We start from the raw sequence: 4,860 nt of genomic DNA, 5'->3' as shown, positions 1-4,860 counted from the left end.
TATAAGAGACAGATTTAAAATAATATAGGAGGCGAGGTTGACTTTGCAATAGAGAAAATTGCATATTGAAACATTAATTTAATAGGAAAAATATTTTTAATGAAATTTACTTTCATTATAACTAAATTCATTTATTACTTCATATGCTTGTTAGTAAAGTGAAACTTCCTTTCATTTGAAGGGTAATAAATTATAAGTATAGGAGGATTAATAAATGAAAGTTTTGTTCGTCTGTTCTGGAGGAATGTCCAGTGCAATTGTTGTAAACGCTTTAAAAAAAGAAGCGGAGAAAAATGGTGTGAACATGGAAGTGCATGCAATTGGAACGAATGAGGTAGAGGAAGAAGTAAAGAATGGCTGGGATGTCGTAATGGTGGCACCTCAAATAAGACACCGATTTGACTCTGTAAAAAAATTTGCAGAGGAGGAATCTATTCCGTGTGGCATCATTCCACCGCAAGCATACACGCCACTTGGAGGCCCGACTTTATTAAAAACTGTAAATGAATTAATTAGTTAGGAGGAAGCGTTATGAATAAGTTTGTCACGTTTCTTGATAAAAACTTATCTGGCCCGATGGCAAGGCTTTCTGAGCAGAGGCATCTACAAGCAATCCGTGATGGAGTTATTTCGGCGTTACCATTTATTATAGTAGGAAGCTTTTTTTTAATAGTAGCATTTCCACCACTGCCGAAAGATAGTTTCATATCGGTTTGGGCATTAAAGAATCAAACAAGTATATTGATACCATATCGTTTAACTATGTTTATTATGTCCTTATATATAGCATTTGGAATAGGATATAATTTAGCGAAAAGTTATAAATTAGATGCTTTATCAGGAGCACAGCTTGCGGTATGTTCACTACTTTTAACATTAACGCCTGAGTTAATTGATAAAAAAGGATTCATGCTTCCGATGACAAATCTTGGAGGTCATGGATTATTTGTGACGATGATCGTCTCTATTTTATCAGTTGAGATTTTAAGGTTTTGTAAGAAGAATAACGTAACGATAAAAATGCCAGAACAAGTACCACCGTCAGTATCACGTTCATTTGAAGCACTTATACCTGCAGCATTCGTTATTATTATGATGAGTCTTATTACAGTCGTTTTTAAAGTTGATTTACATTACGTTGTAGATAAACTAGCCGCACCGTTAGTAAAAGCTGGTGATAGTTACTTTGGCGTTATTATACCTGTATTTTTAATTACGTTTTTCTGGTCTTTCGGGATACACGGAGTATCAGTTGTAGGTACTGTGGCAAGGCCACTTTGGGATGTGTATTTAGGAAAGAACGGTGAAGCTGTAGCAAGTGGAGCGAGTCATTTTCCGTTTATTGCACCAGAACCGTTTTATCAATGGTTTATTTGGATTGGTGGTTCGGGTGCAACGTTAGGGCTTGTGTTAGCTATGATTATATTTGGTCGATCAAAATATTCAAAAGCATTATCGAGAACATGTATTGTCCCTGGGATTTTTAATATAAATGAACCGGTTATATTCGGTTTGCCGATTGTATTAAATCCAATTTTAATTATTCCTTTCGTCATTACCCCGTTAGTAACAGCTACTATAGCGTATGCTGCAACCGCAATGGGATTTGTAACACCAACGCATATTATGCCGCCATGGACATTACCTGCTCCAATTGGTGCATATTTAGCAACAGGTGGAGATTGGCGTGCGATTGTATTAGTTTTTATAAATATAACAATATCGTTCCTTATTTATTTACCATTCTTTAAAATGTACGACAAAAATATGCTTGAAATCGAAAAGAATGGTGACGGAGAGTCGGTTAATCCTTAATCTACATGCTGTTATTTTGAGTGATAGACTTTTTGTCTATCACTTCTTTCACATTAAAACTAGAAAGGGGAAAATAGAATGAATATAAAATTTAGTTATAAAGGTGTGTTTTTATTACTATTTGGAGTGATTTGTGCAAATTTACTTTTTGTCCCTTTATTAGGCATGCTAAATTTATCACAAATGCATAGTATTTGGCTCGTTACAAGTATTGCGGCAAGCGTTTTGCTTACGGTAGTTGTTTCTTTCATTGATGGATCGTTTGCATCGAAAGCTCAGTTGTTTTTTAGATTTATATTGTTTTCGATTGGTTGTACGTTGGTTACTTACATGATTGTTTTTTAGTAAATAGGAGGTCATGCATGTTATGTATGTTGCAGGGGTAATGTCCGGTACTTCGTTAGACGGAATAGATGTAGCACTCGTTCATATAGATGGAAGCGGTGTAGATTCTAAAGTTGAACTCATCCATTTTACTACTGTGCCATTTTGTAATGATATGAAAAATGATATCCAGCAGGCATTATCAATAGAAAATTCAAATGTACAACTTATATGCAGTTTGAATTTTAAACTCGGTTTACGCTTCGCAAACGCTGTAAAGGAAGTTTGTAAAGAGGCCAATTTTCCTTTGAGACAATTAGATTTAATTGGTTCTCACGGACAAACGATTTATCATCAGCCACAGCAAGATGGAGGTATGATTCCTTCTACATTACAAATTGGAGAACCAGCAATTATAGCGTATGAAACGAATACGACGGTTATTTCTAATTTTCGAACGATGGACATGGCAGCTGGAGGACAAGGAGCACCACTTGTACCATATTCAGAGATTATTTTATATCGTCACCAAACTAAAAATAGACTACTACAAAATATCGGCGGGATTGGTAATGTGACTGTAATACCAAGTCAACTAAGTGAGAAAAGCGTTATAGCATTTGATACAGGTCCAGGTAATATGGTAATGGATGAAGTATGTCAAAGGTTGTTTCAGTTGTCATATGATCAAAATGGTAACATTGCAAAACAAGGAGTAGTTGTAGAAGAGGTTTTGACATATTGTATGAATCATCCATTTTTGAAAATGAATCCACCGAAATCAACTGGTAGAGAACAGTTTGGAGAAGAATTTGTCAGTGAGTTATTAAAGCGGTTTGAAAAGCATAGTAAAGAAAATATATTGACGACTGTCACAAGGTTTACAGCAAGTTCAATTGTTTATCATTATAAGGAGTTTATTCTGCCGTATTATGAAATCGATGAGGTAATTCTAGGTGGTGGCGGAAGTTATAATGATACACTTGTAGAAATGATACGGCATGGATTGAAAGAAGAAAAATGTGCATTATTCCTTCAAGAAGATATAGGCTATTCTTCAGAAGCGAAGGAAGCAATCGCCTTTGCCATTTTAGCAAATGAAACATATCATCGTAATCCGAGTAATGTGCCGAGCGCAACAGGTGCTAAGAATTCCGTAATTTTAGGGAATATAACATTCCCTCCATACGCAGATGAAAATGAGGCGAACATATGAAGTATATGATTGGAGTAGATGGCGGGGGAACGAAGACAGAGGCAATTGCATTTGATCAAGATGGAAATGAAGTTGTAAGAGGTACGAGCAGATTTGGAAATGTATTAATAGATTTTGACCAGGCACTTTTGCATATTATGGAAGCAATTAATCAATGCCAGAAGAGTTTAATGAATGAGCATTGCGTTTGTATTTGTTTAGGATTAGCTGGTATAAGCGGAGGGAATACAAATGAATTAACATTACGTTTAAAAAAGAAATACGGAACAAAAATTGAAATTTTTAATGATGCAATGATCGCGCATGCAGCTGCTTTAAAAGGTAAGGAGGGAATATTAACTATAGGTGGTACAGGTGCAATTTGTCTTGGAAAGAAAGGAGAAGTGTACGAGTATAGTGGTGGATGGGGACATATTTTAGGAGATGAAGGAAGCGGATATTGGATTGCATTACAAGGTTTAAAAAGAATGGCGAATCAATTTGATCAAGGAGTTGCACTTTGCCCATTAAGCTTAAGGATTCAAGATGAGTTTCAACTTTTGACACCGTCTCATATAAAAAGCTTAGTATATACTTCTTCTAAAGATAAAATTGCAGCAATCGCGCCATTAGTTATTCAGGAAGCGAGAAATGGCAATGATGATGCGTATGAAATTATGATGCAAGCTGGAAAGGAATTGGCAAGGATTACAGTAAGTGTTTATAACAAGTTGAACTTTAAGCACTCAACGCCAATTGCAGTAAGTGGCAGTATATTGCGTTTAGTTCCTGAAATATTTGCTGTATTTAAGAAATGCTGTGAAGATAGTATGAAAGAAATTACATTCGTATCACAAGCAGAAATGGCAGTGAAAGGAACATATTATTTAATGAGGGATATATATTTTTAAAAATAGTGTATGAGAATTTTTGTATGATTTGTAAAAATATGATGTTAAAATGTATAAAGGGATGTATGTTAAAAACGTACAATATACGTAATAATTGAATATTGTATATGTAATCCCATGTAGAAAGTGAATGATTACATGATTAATAGTATGCAGTTTTTATATTTGGTGGCTTCTTATTTAATTGGAAACATATTGACCGCTTATATAGTAACAAAATTGAGACATAACGTTGATATTAGGGATGAAGGAAGCGGAAATCCTGGCGCAAGAAATATGGGGCGCGTATATGGAAAAGGGTATTTCATCGCTACATTTTTAGGGGATGCGATTAAAGGGGCAATCGTTGTTGCTGTAGCAAAATATCTTTTTGAAGATCCTACATTCGTAATGTTAACATTATTGTCCGTTATTATTGGACATATTTACCCAGTTTTATTTAAAGGCAAGGGCGGTAAAGGTATTTCAACATTTATAGGAGGACTAATCGCATTTGATTATTTGATAGCGCTTACCCTCTTAGGCATTTTTATTGTATTTTATTTAATATTTAAAGGGTTTACGAAGCCAGGACTAATTACAATTGCTTGTTTACCAATTTGTATGATTCTTTAT

General features: G+C 34.8%; 6 protein-coding genes. All 6 read left to right on the top strand.

All coding sequences use genetic code 11. From position 1 onward, the window contains the following. Window positions 1-214: 214 nt before the first annotated feature. On the top strand, window positions 215-520 hold the full coding sequence (locus tag ABWK52_RS23185; RefSeq protein WP_000865907.1) for a PTS sugar transporter subunit IIB: 306 nt from the start codon (window positions 215-217) through the stop codon (window positions 518-520). 11 nt (window positions 521-531) lie between these two features. After that, a complete protein-coding gene (locus ABWK52_RS23180; RefSeq protein WP_001032294.1) occupies window positions 532-1,815 on the top strand; it encodes a PTS sugar transporter subunit IIC in 1,284 nt (427 codons plus the stop codon). 78 nt (window positions 1,816-1,893) lie between these two features. Continuing rightward, window positions 1,894-2,160 carry a hypothetical protein gene (locus ABWK52_RS23175; protein WP_001021966.1) on the top strand — a complete coding sequence of 89 codons (267 nt, stop codon included), beginning with the start codon at window positions 1,894-1,896 and terminating at the stop codon, window positions 2,158-2,160. Window positions 2,161-2,182: 22 nt separating this feature from the next. After that, on the top strand, window positions 2,183-3,355 hold the full coding sequence (gene anmK / locus ABWK52_RS23170) for an anhydro-N-acetylmuramic acid kinase AnmK (RefSeq protein ID WP_000289011.1): 1,173 nt from the start codon (window positions 2,183-2,185) through the stop codon (window positions 3,353-3,355). Next, entirely contained in the window at window positions 3,352-4,245 is an 894-nt protein-coding gene (locus ABWK52_RS23165) for a BadF/BadG/BcrA/BcrD ATPase family protein (protein ID WP_000876621.1), read from the top strand. Before anmK ends, ABWK52_RS23165 begins: the two co-directional genes overlap by 4 nt. Before the next feature lie 138 nt (window positions 4,246-4,383). Beyond that, the coding region (gene plsY / locus ABWK52_RS23160; protein ID WP_353772164.1) for a glycerol-3-phosphate 1-O-acyltransferase PlsY at window positions 4,384-4,860 on the top strand (477 nt) is incomplete at its 3' end.

Origin of the sequence: Bacillus sp. AP50 (assembly GCF_040492675.1) — a bacterium.
Lineage (GTDB): Bacteria > Bacillota > Bacilli > Bacillales > Bacillaceae_G > Bacillus_A > Bacillus_A cereus.
Note: the sequence above shows the minus strand (reverse complement) of the source record. Positions and strands in the feature narration are given on the sequence as shown.